At 68.4% G+C, this 15243-nt stretch carries 13 protein-coding genes and 2 pseudogenes; 9 read left to right on the top strand and 6 right to left on the bottom strand.

The genetic code is table 11. The features are described 5' to 3' along the window. Window positions 1-83: 83 nt before the first annotated feature. Both B0I32_RS53405 and B0I32_RS53400 read left to right on the top strand, forming a co-directional pair. Window positions 84-490 (top strand): annotated as a pseudogene (locus tag B0I32_RS53405) (ATP-binding cassette domain-containing protein); the annotation flags it as partial. Window positions 491-1864: 1374 nt separating this feature from the next. Continuing rightward, a complete protein-coding gene (locus B0I32_RS53400; RefSeq protein ID WP_106252947.1) occupies window positions 1865-3304 on the top strand; it encodes an L-fucose/L-arabinose isomerase family protein in 1440 nt (479 codons plus the stop codon). Between the two features lie 310 nt (window positions 3305-3614). On the opposite strand, the gene B0I32_RS53395 is transcribed toward B0I32_RS53400, so the two are convergent. From B0I32_RS53395 to B0I32_RS53385, 3 genes are all read right to left on the bottom strand, one after another. Next, window positions 3615-4274 carry a hypothetical protein gene (locus tag B0I32_RS53395; protein WP_106252982.1) on the bottom strand — a complete coding sequence of 220 codons (660 nt, stop codon included), beginning with the start codon at window positions 4272-4274 and terminating at the stop codon, window positions 3615-3617. 278 nt (window positions 4275-4552) lie between these two features. Then, complete coding sequence (locus tag B0I32_RS53390; RefSeq protein WP_106252945.1) at window positions 4553-5278, bottom strand: MBL fold metallo-hydrolase; 726 nt, start codon at window positions 5276-5278, stop codon at window positions 4553-4555. 318 nt (window positions 5279-5596) lie between these two features. Beyond that, a complete protein-coding gene (locus B0I32_RS53385) occupies window positions 5597-7690 on the bottom strand; it encodes a S9 family peptidase (protein WP_106252943.1) in 2094 nt (697 codons plus the stop codon). A 298-nt stretch (window positions 7691-7988) separates the two neighbouring features. Between B0I32_RS53385 and B0I32_RS61950 the strand changes: the two are divergent. From B0I32_RS61950 to B0I32_RS53365, 4 genes and pseudogenes are all read left to right on the top strand, one after another. Further along, window positions 7989-9195: pseudogene (locus B0I32_RS61950) on the top strand (Tn3 family transposase); the annotation flags it as partial. Window positions 9196-9234: 39 nt separating this feature from the next. After that, window positions 9235-9618 (top strand): tyrosine-type recombinase/integrase, encoded by a 384-nt coding sequence (locus B0I32_RS53375; protein WP_106252941.1) that lies wholly within the window; start codon window positions 9235-9237, stop codon window positions 9616-9618. A 166-nt stretch (window positions 9619-9784) separates the two neighbouring features. Continuing rightward, a complete protein-coding gene (locus tag B0I32_RS53370) occupies window positions 9785-9994 on the top strand; it encodes a hypothetical protein (protein WP_106252939.1) in 210 nt (69 codons plus the stop codon). A gap of 344 nt (window positions 9995-10338) precedes the next feature. Beyond that, entirely contained in the window at window positions 10339-11037 is a 699-nt protein-coding gene (locus B0I32_RS53365; RefSeq protein ID WP_106252937.1) for an MBL fold metallo-hydrolase, read from the top strand. Here B0I32_RS53365 and B0I32_RS53360 read toward each other — a convergent pair. Genes B0I32_RS53360 through B0I32_RS53350 form a run of 3 tightly spaced genes read right to left on the bottom strand, consistent with a single transcriptional unit; the run spans window position 10953 to window position 12231 of the window. Then, window positions 10953-11396 (bottom strand): SRPBCC family protein, encoded by a 444-nt coding sequence (locus B0I32_RS53360; protein ID WP_106252935.1) that lies wholly within the window; start codon window positions 11394-11396, stop codon window positions 10953-10955. The two genes, B0I32_RS53365 and B0I32_RS53360, sit on opposite strands and share 85 nt — an antisense overlap. Window positions 11397-11410: 14 nt before the next feature. Next, on the bottom strand, window positions 11411-11761 hold the full coding sequence (locus B0I32_RS53355; RefSeq protein WP_245956697.1) for an ArsR/SmtB family transcription factor: 351 nt from the start codon (window positions 11759-11761) through the stop codon (window positions 11411-11413). 2 nt (window positions 11762-11763) lie between these two features. Further along, window positions 11764-12231: an SRPBCC domain-containing protein gene (locus B0I32_RS53350; RefSeq protein WP_106252980.1), complete on the bottom strand. Its 468-nt coding sequence runs from the start codon at window positions 12229-12231 to the stop codon at window positions 11764-11766. A 486-nt stretch (window positions 12232-12717) separates the two neighbouring features. Between B0I32_RS53350 and B0I32_RS53345 the strand changes: the two genes are divergently transcribed. The 3 genes from B0I32_RS53345 to B0I32_RS59355 all read left to right on the top strand — a co-directional run. Further along, on the top strand, window positions 12718-13929 hold the full coding sequence (locus B0I32_RS53345) for a hypothetical protein (protein WP_106252932.1): 1212 nt from the start codon (window positions 12718-12720) through the stop codon (window positions 13927-13929). A 6-nt stretch (window positions 13930-13935) separates the two neighbouring features. Further along, the gene (locus B0I32_RS53340; protein ID WP_106252930.1) at window positions 13936-14691 is read left to right on the top strand and encodes a class F sortase; all 756 of its coding nucleotides are present in this window, start codon (window positions 13936-13938) and stop codon (window positions 14689-14691) included. Window positions 14692-14837: 146 nt separating this feature from the next. Next, the coding region (locus B0I32_RS59355; protein ID WP_219912498.1) for a hypothetical protein at window positions 14838-15243 on the top strand (406 nt) is incomplete at its 3' end.

Below are 15243 nucleotides of genomic sequence, written 5' to 3'. Positions count from 1 at the left end.
GCGTAGGCAGAGCCAGTCTGCTCCAGACGCGATCGGCTGAGCTGGCGGCGTACTGCCACGATCTATGACGATCATGGCAGTACGCCGCTGCCGCCGTCGCCGGAGCCGACGAGGTCATCGCCGGCCTCCCGCACGGCTACCGCACCCTGCTGGATCGCCGCTTCAAGGACGGTTGCGAGCTGTCCGGCGGCCAAGGGCAGCGCATCGCTGTGGCCCGGGGCTTCCACCGCGACGCTGACCTGCTTATTGGCGACGAGCCCACCGCCGCCCTCGACGCCCGCGCCGAGCATGCCGTGAGGGCCTGCGCGCGCATGCCGACGGCCGCACCGTCGTCCTGATCACCCACCGGCTGGCCAGCGTCCGCTACGCCGACCGCATCTACGTCTTGGACCACGGCAAGATCACCGAACAGGGGACGCACGAAACGCTGATCGCCTGCGGCGGCTTGTACAGCGACCTGTACACCCTCCAGGCAACCGCCTACCAGTAACAGCCGCCTCTTGCTGGCAGGCGGGAAGCCTCTCCAGCGCGCCGCGGTGGGCTATCCCACGCCAGCCAGGCGATCCCGCTCCAGCCTCACGCGTCATTCGTGCGCATGCGACTTCGGCGACGCCACCGGGACGGCCGTGAGGTGTCGGTGGCCAGGGCGTCTCGTCCGGCTCATTCCCTCAGACATCCGCTACGACGGGGGTCCGGCAAGAAGATCGCCGACCGCAAACGCAGCATCATCACCGACACCCTCGGCCTGCTCCTGGCGGTGCTGGGTCACCGCCGCCGGCATCTCCGACAGCGCCGCCGGACTGCCCCTGCTCACCCAGGTCGCCGCTGACCAGCCCACGATCACCAAGGCCTGGGCCGACAGCGCCTACCGCACCACGGTCATCGAGGGCGCCGCCGCCCTCGGAATCGACCTCGAAGTCGTCAGCCGCGATCCCGCCACCAGAGGCTTTACCCCGCTACCGCGCCGCAGGGTGGCCGAGCGCACCTCGGCTGGCTCATGCTGCGCCGCCGCCTGACCCGCGACTACGAAACCCGCCCCGACCGCTCCGAAGCCATGATCGACCCCATGGCCCGCCGACTCACCGGCGAAAACACGCCCACATGGCGCGGCACCTGAATCCGGGACCAGGCAGGATGAAACGCCCACTAATGCAAGGGGTCGCCGGATGCGCGGCGACGGCGGACCAGCCGAGGTCACATCCGCCGCCCACCGTAAGTTCTGCCGCCAGGGCGACGGCGGCGGATCTCTTCATTTGACCCATGGCTGTGTTGCGAGCAGCGGAAAGCATGCGGTCTCTACGGTGTCAACGCTTCGTATCCGATGCCCGGCCTTGCTCCGAGTTACCTTTGGCAGCATTACCAGGAACTTGGCGCTTTTCGCCCTCGCTGAGCTCGGGCCCACGGTGTGTATTTGAAATCGAGGGATGGGGCGCAAGGTATGTGCCGTCTGAACGTAAGGATGGATGATCTAGGCGTCAGTGCCGTTTTCATCGGACATCTCATAACTGCGTGGTGACAGGAAACCGCTCACAATGAGTGGCCATATCGAAATGGCGAAATCCTGGCGCGATAGAGGGTGACACCGAGATGGTGTTGTGCGGCGGGGACCGGATGGCGGTGGCATGCAGGGCTGAAGGTCTGGGGCGAGTGGAGCGGGTAACCGGCGGGCGCTGCAGGCGCTAGCGCGCCCGTCCGCGTAGTCCGGGTCCCCGGCACAAATCACCGGAGCTGCCGAGCGGCCCGCTCGGACTTCGCCCCTTCACCGCGGACGCCGTCCGCATCGTCGCGCTGGCCTCGAACGGCGCGAACGACCACACGCGCGTCATCGAGGTCGAAGTGCGCTGACACTCATGAGGAGAAACCCGTGAACGACTTCCCCCGCATCACCCCGCGCCGCGTCAAGGTGGGCCTGGTCGCGGGCGGCCTCGGGGCCTACTGGCCGCAGTTCCCCGACCTCCTCCCCCAGCTCCAGCGCTCGGCCGCGCGCGTCTCCGAGCGCATGCGGGAGTTCGACGCGGAGGTGGTGGACGCCGGTTTCATCTCCGACGCCGAGGAGGGTGCCGCGGCGGCGGAGAAGCTGCGCGCGGCCGGCTGCGACCTGATCGTCGGCTTCCTGACGACGTACATGACGGCCACCATGCTCGTGCCGATCGCGCAGCGCAGCGGCGCGCCCGTGCTGCTGATCAACCTGCAGCCGACGGAGTCGATGGAGCACGCCACCTTCGACACCGGCCAGTGGCTGGCCTACTGCGGGGCCTGCCCCCTGCCGGAGATGGCCAACGCCTTCACCCGCTGCGGCATCCCGTTCCGGTCGGTCTCCGGCCATCTGGAGGACGAGCGCGCGTGGCAGCGGATCGGGCGCTGGGTCAGAGCAGCGGGCGTACGGGCCGCGCTGCGGCACGGGCGGCACGGGCTCATGGGTCACCTGTATCCGGGCATGCTGGACGTGGCCACCGACCTGACGCTGGTCAGCGCGAACTTCGGCGGCCACGTGGAGGTGCTGGAGTTCGACGACCTGCGGGTGCGCGCGGAGAAGGTCACCGACACCGAGACCGCCGACCGGGTGGGCCTGGCGCGCGAGGTGTTCGAGCTGGCCGACTCGGTGAACGAGGACGACCTGGCCTGGGCGGCCCGCGTGTCGGTCGGCCTGGACCGCCTGGTCGAGGACTTCGCCCTGGACAGCCTGGCCTACTACCACCGCGGCCTGGACGGCGAGATCCACGAGCGGCTCGGGGCGGGCATGATCCTCGGCGCGTCCCTCCTCACGGCGCGCGGGGTGCCGGCCGCCGGCGAGTACGAGCTGCGTACGTCCCTGGCCATGCTCATCATGGACCGGCTGGGCGGCGGCGGCTCCTTCACCGAGTTCCAGGCGCTCGACTTCGCCCGCGGCCACGTGGAGATGGGCCACGACGGCCCCGCCCACCTGGCCATCAGCTCCCGCCGCCCGCTCCTGCGCGGGCTCGGCGTCTACCACGGCAAACGCGGGTGGGGCGTGTCGGTCGAGTTCGACGTCACGCGCGGGCCGGTGACCGCGTTCGGGCTGCGGCAGGCCAGGGACGGGAGCTACGGGTTCGTCGTGTCCGAGGGCGAGGTCGTCGAAGGGCCCCTGCTCCAGATCGGCAACACCACGTCCCGGGTGGACTTCGGCTGCGACCCCGGCGAGTGGACGGACGCGTGGAGCGCCAGCGGCATCTCCCACCACTGGGCCCTGGGCACGGGCCACCGCCTCGCCGACCTGCGGGCGGTGGCCGACCTGCTGGGGGCGGAGGTCGTGCACGTCTTTCCCGCAACCGCGGATCGGTGAAGGTCACGGTCCCACGGAGTGGTGTAGTTCGGTTCTCGCGTGAGGCCCGTCACCGCGTTTCCGCTGGTGACGGACCTCTTCTCGCTGGTGTGGCAGGTGCAAGGTTCGAACTTGCGTAGGCTGAGCCGACGGTTTCACAGCTCGTCGCCGATCGGACCGGGAAATGGCTTGCGCCAATGGCGCAAGCGCGTCTCACCACCATGCAGGCCATGATCATTGCACGTACATGGCACGGCGACTGTCGGAGATGATCCCAGGGCTGTATCTTCCCCATGCGTGGTGTGCCCCCACGGAACAAACCGCACTCGTGTTACTCGAGCGGATAGCCGATCACTTGCAGGTCAGCACGGACGTTGCGCAGGCCTGTCTCCGGGTTAAGCGCTCTGACCACCTCTTCTGTTAGCGGCCGGAGCGCGAAGATGTGCGCGACCGGTTCCAGCGGCACGGGCGGCTCCTCCTCGTCAGTGACCGCCCATGCCACGTAAGCTGCCGGTGAACGATCGATGAGGAGCTCGAACATATGGTCCGAGCCGTCTCTCTCGTAGGTGGCGGGTCCAGTGCGCCAACAGTCGTCCGATGCAATACGCCACAGGCAGGAGGTGATGAGCGGGACGTCCTCGAGTGTGAACGCCACTTCGTCGACCTGCGGTCTCAACACCTCGGGAACGTCGTCGACCACGCCCGGCCAGGGGCGAAGGTCATCGCTGGCGAACGGCGAAACAGGCGACTCGTGGTCAAAACCGCGGATATAAACGCCAGCGGGGCAGAACACGATGGAATAGTCGTCGCCCGCACCGCTGCGCCCCGAGGCCATCTCCTCCCCAGGCGTCCAGTGGGAGTCGAAAGAGTACTCGCGGTACTCCCATTCCGGGATACGTATGGCATCCACCTTGGCAAGAGCGCGGCAGTGGTCGCGCAGGATCTCGACGGGGGGAGGGAGGGCGGCGGCTACCTCGTGCACATTCTTCATGCGGAGATATGTACCGGACAGCTCTGACACACCAAGCGGAGTCGGCCTGTCGGTAATGTTGGCGCCACCAGCCGCCACCTGCGGCATTCCCGCATGTAGGGCCCGGTGCCATCGGGTACTTTACGGCCAAAGGCGTACCGGCTTGCTTGACCACGATTGTTTGGGATCTTGGTGCGGTCGGTTAAACGGTTCGGCTTGGCAGTTGTAGGCGTGGTTCCTTCGACGCACGCCGAGCGCGGCCGCGTCCACGACCTGGCCGATGGCTTCGGCCGGTTGTCTCAGCCGGAAACGATCAGGTCCCGCAGGGACTGCCGGGACCGTGGCGGGCTGTGGCTGTCGACGAACCAGTCGTAGCGCCCCTCCGGATACTCCGACATCAGCCGGTCGACCAGGTCGGCGGCGTAGCCGTCGCCCGCCTGGCGCAGGTGGAGCGGAGGTGAGTAGAAGCAGTCGCCCAGTAGCAGCACGCCGGCGTCCGGGACGGCCACGACGGTCGAGTCCTCCGCGTGCTGCCCGCCGACGTGCCGCACTTCGACGCCACCTGGCAGGGTGAGGTCGTCGTCGAACTCGGTGTGCGGCGGCACCACCGTGAAGCCCTCCCAGGAGGGCATCGCCCACGCGCGTCCCCGGAAGCTGGGTCCGAGCCTGGGGTTGGCCTCGACCTCGGCGCGCAGGTAGTGGTGACTCCAGGACCGCTGGGCCTCGACTTCCAGGATGCGCGCGCCGGCGCGGTGGCCGATGATCTCGACCTCCGGCCAGGCGCACGCGCCCCAGACGTGGTCCCAGTGGTGGTGGGTGTAGATCAGGCGCCTGGCGGCGGGGAGCCCGGCGGCCTCGATGGCCGCCTGGATCCGGCGCGCGGTGGACGGGCTGTTGCCGGCGTCGACCACGACGCTGCCCGCGGGATCGGAGATGACCGCGACGCCGCCCTGGATATTGTCGGGATCCTCGTCGTGTGGATACCACCAGACGCGGCCTGCCAACTGCCGTAGAGCTTGACGCATCGGCCGAGCCTACAGCAAACCAGTAAAGGTATGCCTTGGGACCGCTAAGGTCTCTGTGGCCTCACTGCCCCCTTGAGGGCCTAAAGACCTCATGACCCGTACTTGGACGGCGGCGTTCCGGTCCACTCGTACGAATCGATGATGCTCATCCACGCGCCGCACGGCCTCGCCACCCGCACCCTCCGCCGGACGTACGCGTCCTCGGCGGCACAGACCGCCTACGGGCTCGTCTACGGCAGGGCAGCTCCTCACTCTCCCGATCCCCGCCTCGCCTCGCCTCGCGGGCGATGTCCTCGGTGCGCCTCAAGAAGTTCGTCATCAGGCCACCGAGTCCGGGCGCTTCCACTCCTGGCCGAGCACGTGCTGGGCGAGGAAGGCCAGCACGGTCTCGTACCAGGCGACGATGTTGCCAGGCTTGAGGATCCAGTGGTTCTCGTCGGGGAAGTACAGGAACTTCGAGTCGACCTCGGTACGACGCAGGTCCCACCACAGGCGCAGCGCTTCGCCGATCGGCACCCGGTAGTCCTTGTCACCGTGGATGACGAGCACCGGGGTTTTGATGTCAGCGAGGGAGTGGTGCGGCGACAGGAGCTGATAGCGCTCGGAGCCGGGCTCGCCGAACACGCGCTGCCAGTACATGGAGGCGTCGGTCGTGCCGGCGAACTGGTCGAGGTTCCACAGCGAGGCGTGGGTGACGATGGCCCGGTAGCGGTCGCTGTGGCCGGCGAGCCAGTTGGCCATGTAGCCGCCGAACGAGCCGCCTACCGCGGCGACGCGCTCGCTGTCGATGTCGTCCCTGGCCAGGGCCACGTCCACGATCGCGTCGAGATCGGCCTGGGTGCGCGGGCCCCAGTTGCCCCAGCCGCGGTCGATCATCTCCTGGCCGTAGCCGGTGGACAGGCACGGGTCGGGCAGGAGCACGGCGTACCCGTGCTCGACCATGATCCACCACTGCCTGCGCCACTGCCAGTCGTTCCAGGAGGCGACCGGGCCACCGTGGATGAACAGCAGGAACGGCGCGGGGTCGGCGGCGGAGGCGCCCTCGGGCAGCGCGAGCCAGCCGCGAATGGTGGCGCCGTCGTCGGCTGTGGCGGAGATCTCGGTCAGCGTGCCGGGCACCTCGGGGGGCGGCGCGGGCGTGGGCAGGTCGATGATCTCGCCGGTGGCGGCGTCGATCCTGGCCGGGGCGGGCGCGAGGTTGACGGCGCTGCGCAGGGCATAGACGAACCGACCGTCGGGGGATGGGTTGAGGCCGAGGTAGGCGCAGTCGTCCAGGGTGAGCCTGGCCGCTTCACCGTGCTCATGGCCGCCTCCGCTTCGCTCCTCTTTGGCTCGTCCCTCGTTCTCTCGTCGCGAGCTCCTGCGCTCGTCAAGCGGCACACGGAAGACCGGGCGGCGGCCCCGGAAGTCGGTGGCGAGGTAGACGGCCGAGGAGTCCGGCGACCACTCGACGTCCGAGGGGAACAGGCCGGGAGCGTAGCCGCGGCCCTGCCCGGTGGCGAGGTCGGCGATCCACAGCTCGCTGCGGGCCGAGACGTTCAAACCGGTGAGCCGGTCGCGGGAGCAGGCGACCCTAGTGCCGTCAGGGGAGACGGCCAGCGGGCCGGTGAAGTCGTGCGCGTCGTCGCTGAGCAGCACGCGCCGCTCCCCGGTGGCCACGTCGATGGCCACCAGGTCGGTGCGCCAATCGCCCTTCGGCAAATAGTTGCGCCAGGTGGAGATCACGGTGGTGCCGTCGGGCGTCAGCTCGAACCCGCCCTCGCGCAGCGCGTCGCCCGCGTCGGGGGTCAGGTCGCGCACGTCCTCCAGGCGCTCGCCGCCGAGCCTGGCGGTGAACAGCCTGGTGCGGCCCGGGCCGAGGTCGTGGTCCCAGAAGCGGATTGGGTAGCCCTCGTGCAGGATGGCGCTGATCCCGGCGTCCTTGCGGGCCTTGCGCCTGGCCTCCTCGGCCGCCTCCTCGCCGTCGAGCACGTCGGCGGAGAACACCACGACGTCGGCGGCCGTTCGTACCGCGCCGATGCCGCCGGGGCGGGTGGCCACCTGGCGGGCCTCACCGCCCGCGCGGGGCAGCAACCAGAGCGCGGGCACCTCGTCAGAGGAGTCCTTGACGGTGGGGTCGGAGCGGGCGGAGGTGAACAGCACGTCGCCCGCGGCCGTGAAGACCGCGGCCGACTCGCCCTTGGCCGAGCGGGTCAGCCGGTAGGGCTGGCCGTCGACCGGAATCGCCCAGAGCGCGGTGCCGTAAGACTTGCCGTCGGGGTTGAGTGACTGGACTGTGGAGATCAACCTGGAGCCGTCGGGGGAGAGCTTCAGCGAGAGAACCCGGGGGATGGCCACATAGTCACATATGTCATTGAATACGCTCACTCGATCGAACCTACCTACAGGCGGGGACCGCCGAAACTCCCGCATAGGGTTGTCACGTGGGACAAGGTCGGCCTCATGGCGAGGCCGCACGCGGAATTGTGGCTGCTGCTCGCAGGAGCGGACAGCAGGTCACGCGAAGGGTGCTGGACCGAACTCGAGCACGCCGACCACCAAAACGGCGGGAATCATGTGGTAAGCGGCCTTTTCAAGGGTGGCCGCACCCCGGTAGGTGTCAAGTCAAGTGCGACAGGGAGCCTGCCGAGGTGATCGCTAGGCGACCTCTTGTGCGGGCGTGGATGCGCTGTTCTGGTCTTCTTCGGGTTGGTTGATGCGCATCGTGCCCGCCGAACTGGCCGAGCTGATGGACGCCCAGCGGTTCACCGCCGACCTGATCGAGGAGATGGACGCCGAACTGTCCGCGCTCCACGACGCCCTGCCGGGCCTGGATTGGCAGCAGATCGCCGAGCGCAAGAAGGGCGGCGCCATCCAGCTCACCCCGCTGGAGCCGCTGCCCGAACCGCGCAACCTGCGCAAACTCAAGGCCGCCATCCGGGCCCGGTGGGGCGTGGTCCCGCTGCTGGACATGTTCACCGAGACCGCGCTGCGCACCGGCTGCCTCGACCCGCTCACCTCTGCCGGCGTCCGTATCGACCTGGACCCCCAGGAAGTGCTGGAGCGCATGCTGCTGGTCATTTACGCCTACGGCACCGGAGCCGGCATCCGGTCAGTGGCCGCCGGCGAGCACCCCTACTCCGAAGACGACCTGCGCTACGCCGCCGCATGGTGCTTATCGGTCGCTGGCGCCCGCGAGGTGGCCCGGGTCAACTATGTGGACTCGCACGGTGCCAGCTTCATCGGTTTCGGCATCACCAGGCTGCTGAACTTCGACCTGATCGCCCGCTTCAAGCAGATCAACACGATGAAGCTGTACCTGCCCGGCAAGAGCGACCGCTTCGCCTACCCACTGCTCGGCCCGGCACTGACTCGTCCGATCCGTCCCGACATCATCGAGAACAACTACGATCTGATGATCAAGTAGCGACCGCGATCCGGACCGGCACCGCCGCCACCGAAGCCCTCCTGCGCCGCTTCACCGGCCAGACCACCCACCCCGCCTACGCCGCGATGCTGGAGGTCGGGCGCGCCCAGCGCACCATTTCCTGGCTCGCTGGCTCCGCGATCGCGATCTTCAACACGAGACCGAGTCCGGGCTGAACGTGGTGGAGAACTACAACGGGGTCAACGACTACATCCGCTTCGGCAAGCGCGGCGAACTGGCCTCCAACCGGCGCGAGGAGCAGGAACTCGGCATGCTCTGCCTGATGATCTTGCAGAGCAGCCTCGCCTACATCGACACCCTGATGATCCAAGACACCCTCGCCGAACCCGAGTGGGCCGAGGTGCTCACCGACGTCGATCGGCGCGGCCTCACCCCGCTGATCACCACCAACATGACCCCGTACGGCACCGTCCAGCTCCGGCCTGACCGGCGCCTTGATCTGACCGCTCCCGCCACGCCCACGGCCGACGACGAGGGACCAAGCGCATGATCTCGGATCGAGTCAGCGCCGAACATATGAGCCGAAACCCTGGACTGCCCGCCACCACCAGCGGCGATCACCCTGCCCGGACCCCTGCCCATCAAAGAGGCCCTCGCCCTGCACATCGCCGCCGCCCGCCAGAAAGGCGCGGCCTTCCTGTTCGAATCATCGTGGAAGAAGCCGTACTCCACCCGCAACGCACGCGCCATGCTCGCCCGCTACGCCGCCAAAGCCGGGCTGCAGCACAACATGCCACCCCACCGCCTATGGCACTTCCTGTTCACCTGGCTCAAGTCCCAAGGCATCGACGACGCCCTCATCCAGCCCTACTCCGGCCACGCCAGCCGCACCTCGCTGGAGATCTACTCCAAGATCGCGCTCGGACCCGCTCAAGCAACCTACGACGGCGTCATCGACCAGTTCCCCGTGTAACCAATCTCTCACGCTCCCCGCCACCTGCGGGAATGTCACAGATGGCGGCTGATGGGGCCAGCCTTACCAACAGCCCGAGTCGCGCACGGTGGAAGGCGTCTGAACTGGGGGGCGCCTCACGACCTTGAGGAACGCGGTAATCACCTGCGCAACCGAGTCTTACGGCATGACGATCAAAGAGCTCCGCGCTCAGGGCCGCGAGGGTCCCGACGAACTGCTGTCGTTCATCGCTCCTGGCCACCGCGAGAACATCCCCCGTCCTCGCTTCATCGAGGTCGACATCAAAGCCGGACTCGCCAACCTGGACCACGGCCGGCGATCGCTGCGGCCCACCCTGGTGAACGAGTTAAGCACCACCTTCCTGACCAACTCTTGATGCCCGAACCCTAGAAGAACCATGAGGGTGGCCGCCTGTCGGCGTGCGTGGCCGTATGTGCAGCTCGCTCCGAAGACGCCGCAGGCTAAGCCTCTGTTCTGGCCCCATGTCAAGCTCTACGGCGGTTCCGGTTGGACCTGGTATCCGGCTCCACCTCACCACCGCTTGCCCGGCCACGTCTCCTCACTGAGGAGGGACGCAGCGCGAGGGACAGCAGGTTCGATCCAATGGCAGGGGAGGATGAGGGGCGAAGGTTGGCGAGCCGGGCGCGACGTCGCTCGACCGCGCCATCGCGGGCGATACAGGCCCGGATCGTACAGGCCTGCGTTTAGGGCAGCGGCAACGTGGCCGTCGCGGGCTGTTGCGCTCGACACCCGAGCACGCCCATCACTGCGGCCGGGCTCCCCGCCGCCCTGCGCCTGATCTACACCCACCACCACTGGGACCATGTCTGGGGCGCGTGTGCCTGGCCGGAGGCGGAGATCATCGGCCACCGCGCCGGCACGCGTCTCCTGGAAGCGAAGGCCCAGCGCCCCTGGAGCCACCACTACCTGCGTGCCGAGGCCGCGGCCGACCCCATGCTCGGTCCCAGCTTCCGGGCGCGTGCCTGGGCGATGCCCTCCTGGGAGGGCTTCCCGATGATGCCGCCGCACACCGAGTTCGACGAGGGGCTCACCCTGTCGGGTGGCATCGAGGTACGGCACGTCGGGGGGCTGCACGCTGAGGACTCAACCGTCGTGGCCGTCCCGAACTCCGGCGTGCTGCTGCTGGGCGGCTGCTTTTACGCACCCCCACTCCACCTGCTCAAGGCGGGTGACGGCTACGTCGCCGATCTGGTCGACTGGCTGCTGTCGGAGTATCCGCAGGGGCGCTACGACTGGTTCGTCGACGGCAACAGCGCGCCCCGGTCCCGCCAGTCGCTGCGCGATCCGACCGTATCCGGTGTCGGCTGGAGTGATCAGTCCCAGTCGCTGATCTTCACATCGCGCGGGTCAGGGGCGCCTTGCCCGGTCTCGATGAGCTGCTTGAGGCTCATCAGGTAGGTACCCCACTTGGTGCTGCAGTGGTGCATGAACTCCACCGGCTCACGCCAGCCCTCGTGCTTGAACAGCAGGATCGTGTGATCGCCGTCCTGGCGCAGGTCCCACTGCACGCTGGTGCCGATCCACTCCAGAGGACCACCCACGACCTCCCAGCGGACGAGCCGGCCCGGGTCGAGCCCGGCGACCTTCATGTCGAACCCGCCCGCCCCGAACCGGAACTCGATCACCCCGCCGAGGCCCGTCTCCCCCGACGTCTTCTCGGTCCACCAGCCGGACAGGCCGTCCAGCGTGGTGAGCGCGTTGTACACCTGCTCCGGCGAGGACTGCTCGACGCCGATGCGGTGAAGGATGTCTGCCATTTCCGTGTTCCTTTCTACTGCTTCTTCCTGATGTCGTCGTTCGCGTCCTGGTCTCGCTGGATCGTCTCGGCGATGCGCTTGATGCGCCGCAGCCGGGAGCCCCATGCGGCGCCGACTTCGGTGAACTGGGCGACGGCGCGGGCGAGCTGGGCCTCATCCACGCGGAACTGCTTCTCGCGGCCGGCGGTGGTGGAGTGCACCAGACCGATCCGGTCAAGAACGACGAGGTGCTTCGTCACCGCTTGACGCGTCACCGGCAGGCGCTCGCTCAGGCTGGTCGCCGTCCCGCCGCCTTCGATCAGCAGCAGGTCGAGCATGCGGCGCCGGATCGGGTCGCCGACCGCCGACCACAGGTCGTCGTCCACCGTCATGCCGACGCGCCTGCGGCGACCTTCGCGGCATAGTCAGGCAACCGAGGCAGATAGTAGTCCCAGCCGGTGGCGTGCTCGGCGTACTCGGCGGCGATCTTCGCCTCGTCCCAGCCCCGCTCGCGGAAGCCGCTCTCGGTCATTCGCAAGATCGTTCCCGTTCCGGCGGGCTCGATCTCGAAGACGACCAGGTTGGAGTTGCCCGGGGCGGCGGACTGCCCCTCCTCATGTGTCCATCGGAAGGAGAACCGTCGCGGCGGCACGGCGTCCACGACCTCGAACCGCACCCACGTACCTTCCCGCGAAGGATTCCCGAAGCCAATCCGCCCCTCTCCCCCGGGCGCGGCAGGAAACTCCGCCTCGTCCGGCCACCACTCGCGCAGATGCTCCGGACTGCTCACCACGTCGAACACGACCTCGGCTGAGGCCTCGATGTGAATTTTGCGCTCGATCGTTCCGAATTCCATGAAGGACACCTTTCGCAACCTTTGGTTGCGCATGATGTTAGCCGATGTCAGCCGACTAACGCAACAATTGGTTGCGCGATGGCCCGTTTCCCGACTCGCTCCGCACGTAGATCGATGTTCGGTGCGCGGGGCCTCGCGCCACCTGAGGACGCGCGGCTGGCCGCTCATCGCCCGACGCCGGTCTGCCCGGCCTGCCGGTCGAGCGGCACTGCTGGGGACGGCCCGGAGCCTCGTGATCCATCGCAGGGGCCGTTCCGGGATCTTGCCGAGGGGCGGCAGGAAAGACGCGCGTATTGGCAGAGGTGATTCTGTCCGGTGCTGTGGCCGGTGAGCGAAAATCGGGGGCCGGGGCTGTGGCCGCTGGGTGGTCAGCGTAGGAGCCCAGGCGTGTGACCGTCGGATCGGTACGGTCCGGATCACGGAGAAGGGCTCGTACTCATGTCCCAGGGGAGGTGCCGCCTTTCCCGGACGGCATTTGCGTCAGGATTGACGGGAACGCTCATCATCCTCATCTGCTCCTTCTTCGTGGCGGCGATGCCGGCATCGGGCTCGGCGGCGACGACGAAGCAGTTCACCTACACCTGTAGTGGCCAGCCGTTCACGAACACCTCGATCACGGTGGGGCTCAGCGCGCCCGACTCGGTGACGGCGGGCCAGACCTTCAGCCTGACAGTGAACATCCCCGCACTGACGCTGGCCACCGCCCCGGCCACCGCCACCACGGTGCAGGCGAGCCTGGCACTTACGCCGACAGGCGGCACCAGCTCGGACACCTCGGCGAAGACGGGAGCGACGGTCACGGCCGGCCAGACCGCCGTACCCGCCGGAACGGTCACCTACCAGGTCACGGCGGCCACCGGCGCCACGACCAAGGTCACCATCAAGCCCGGCGAGCTGAAGCTTGCCCTGACCAGCGCCGCCACCACCGCCACAACCTGCACCACGACATCCACGGACGTCGTGGACGTGCCGATCGGCACGAGTGGCGGCGGCACTGCCGACGACGTCGTCACCTACGACTGCACCGCTTCCAGCGTTACCGGCTACCGCGCCGAAGTGGACATCAAGGTCGTCATGACCGCTCCCTCCGGCGCCAAGGCCGGCGAAGACGCCCCGATCACCTGGGCCGGCACCATTCAGAGCGGCGGCGACCCGCTCGAAACCCCCACCGGCGCCGACCTCACCGGCGCCAAGCTCTTCGCCACCATCAAAGCGACCGGCGCGGGCGCCCCCGCCACCGCGACCGGTGAGGCCGCCCTCAGCGTGACGGCGGGCTCGGACGTCACGACGCTGCCCAGCATCAGCATCAAGGTCAAGCCGACCACGGCAGGAACCGTGTCCCTGACGGCGGGCGACCTCGCCATCGGCACCACCTCGACGTCACCCGTGATCAAATGCACCGCGCCGGCCAGTGGCCTGAAGGCGTATACGTTCACGGTGGCCGAGGCCTCGCGCGACTCCGAACCCACACCCAGCCACACCACCACCACGACCCACACCGCCACGGTGACCGTCAAGCCGCCGGCCGAGGACGATCCCCCGACGAGGAAGTCCCGGACGCCCAGAGCGGGTGCCGACACCGGTGCCGGGGGCACCATGGGACCTGACGGGCGGTTGTTCATCCTGACCGGCATCGGCTTGGTCGTCGCCGCCACGATCGGCGGGCTGATGATACGGCGCCGTTCCTTGAAGAGCTGAGACGACATGGCGAGTCATCACCCGGGCGATGGCATCCCCGTTCCGCCTTCGCCCCCCAGGCGCGGAGGCGGCGACAATCTGAAGATCGTTCTGGCCCTGACCGCCGTCGCGGGCGCGGTGGCGGTCGCGGCGGGCGTACTGATCGTGCTGAGGTCGCCCGGGGAGTACGGCCTGCACGGCAACAGGGACGCCCTGACCCTGCAACCGCAGCCGGGCGGCCAGGAGAAGCGGGAACTCTTCCAGGCACGGGCGGATGCGCCGCCGCCCTTGCCGCGGACCACTCCGGCACCTGCCATGCTGCCGTCGACCCCGATCAAGATCGTGATCAGAAGTCTGGGCATCAAGGCGCCGATCAAGTCCGTGGGCCTGGCCAAGGACGGCACGATCGAGGTGCCTCCGGCGAACAACGTCAACCTCGTCGGCTGGTACCGGAACATGTCCACCCCCGGCGAGGCGGGTCCGGCCGTGTTGCTCGGGCACAAGGACACGCGGACCCGCGACGCCGTGTTCGCCAGGCTGTCGGAGATTAAGAACGGCGACACCATCGAGGTCAAGCGCCAGGACAGGACGACCGCGGTGTTCACCGTCGGCGGCGTGGAGCAGGCGGCCAAGAAGACGTTCCCGACCCAGAGGGTGTACGGGCCCAGGGACAACGCACAGCTCCATTTGATCACCTGCGGTGGAGACTACGACCGCACAGTGGGGCACTACACCGACAACGTCATCGTCTATGCCACGATGACGGGCTCTTATCGCGGCTGAGCGCCCTTGACTCTGACGTGTGACCGCCGCACGCTCGGCATCACCCGCAACGCCGTCCGCGTGCGAATGTACCGTGCCCGCAAACGGTTCACGCGGGCCTTGGCCGACGCCGGAATCGACCTTCCGCTCTTCGAGAGGAGTACGCTGTGGACCTCGACGACCTCGCCCGAGTGCACGACGACGACCTGAACAGCGAGCCGGCGGGGCAGGTGTCAGGGCCCGGAGCCCAGGCACTGATGTCTCAGCCGCCGGCGCAGGGCGCCAGAGCACACGGCAGGAGGTGGCGAGGTCCTGCCCCCTGGGTGGCCGCGGCGGCGAGTTTGGCCGCCACGGTCCTGGTCGTCACGATGCTGACAACGCCGGAGGTCCAACGGGCGAATCCGGCGGCGGCCTCGCCCTCGCCTGGCACGCAGCCATCGGCGCGCCGGATGCTGCTCGCCGCCGCCAGCGCCGCCAGCGCCGCCAGCGCCGCCAGCGCCGCGAAGCAGCCCATGCAGGGCGCCTACTGGCTGACCACCACGGTCTCCGGCACGGACGCGATCTCACCTGATC

The sequence above is a fragment of the Nonomuraea fuscirosea genome, from assembly GCF_003001935.1.
GTDB lineage: Bacteria > Actinomycetota > Actinomycetes > Streptosporangiales > Streptosporangiaceae > Nonomuraea > Nonomuraea fuscirosea.
The sequence above is the reverse complement of the archived record's forward strand: the minus strand, read 5'-3'. Positions and strand labels throughout refer to the sequence as shown.

Coding starts and splice junctions, on each gene's coding strand:
- B0I32_RS53395 (WP_106252982.1), bottom strand. CDS start 4,274: ATGAAGAATGTGCACGAGGTAGCCGCCGCCCTCCCTCCCCCCGTCGAG.
- B0I32_RS53390 (WP_106252945.1), bottom strand. CDS start 5,278: ATGCGTCAAGCTCTACGGCAGTTGGCAGGCCGCGTCTGGTGGTATCCA.
- B0I32_RS53385 (WP_106252943.1), bottom strand. CDS start 7,690: ATGCGGGAGTTTCGGCGGTCCCCGCCTGTAGGTAGGTTCGATCGAGTG.
- B0I32_RS53370 (WP_106252939.1), top strand. CDS start 9,785: ATGACGATCAAAGAGCTCCGCGCTCAGGGCCGCGAGGGTCCCGACGAA.
- B0I32_RS53360 (WP_106252935.1), bottom strand. CDS start 11,396: ATGGCAGACATCCTTCACCGCATCGGCGTCGAGCAGTCCTCGCCGGAG.
- B0I32_RS53350 (WP_106252980.1), bottom strand. CDS start 12,231: ATGGAATTCGGAACGATCGAGCGCAAAATTCACATCGAGGCCTCAGCC.
- B0I32_RS53340 (WP_106252930.1), top strand. CDS start 13,936: ATGGCGAGTCATCACCCGGGCGATGGCATCCCCGTTCCGCCTTCGCCC.